Annotated in this window: 1 protein-coding gene; it reads left to right on the forward strand. The window is 58.0% G+C overall.

Annotation, left to right across the window (positions count from 1 at the left end; genetic code table 11):
• A partial coding sequence (locus ACTHUR_RS15640) for a phospholipase D-like domain-containing protein (protein ID WP_440399557.1) occupies positions 1-617 on the forward strand: 617 nt, incomplete at both ends.

Raw genomic sequence — 617 nt, forward strand, 5'->3', positions numbered from 1 at the left:
CTGCTCAACACCGCCTCTAGCAAAACCAGCGGCGATATTTCCAATGTCTATCTGCTCAACGACGCACACGAAGCCTTCGTCGCCCGCGCCGCTCTGATTGAAGCCGCCGACCACACCCTAGACCTCCAATACTACATCTGGCACAACGACATCTCCGGCAAGCTCATGTTCAACCTTATCCACCGTGCCGCCGAACGCGGCGTACGCGTGCGCCTGCTGCTTGACGACAACAACACCAACGGGCTGGACAACGTCCTGCTCGCCCTTGACAGCCATCCCAATATCGAAATCCGCCTGTTTAACCCCTTCGTCCGCCGCAAATGGCGCGCGCTCGGCTATTTAACCGACTTCCCGCGCCTCAACCGCCGGATGCACAACAAATCCTTCACCGCAGACAACCGCGCCACCATCCTCGGCGGGCGCAATATCGGCGACGAATATTTCAAAGTCGGCGAAGACACCATCTTCGCCGACCTCGACATCCTCGCCACCGGCCGCGTCGTGCCCGAAGTTTCCCAAGACGTCGACCGCTATTGGGCAAGCCATTCCTCCTACACCGCCACCAGCAGCATCAAAAAAGGCAACATAGAAAAAGGCTTCCAAGAGCTGGGTTACAA

The organism is Neisseria sp. P0021.S007, from assembly GCF_051956855.1.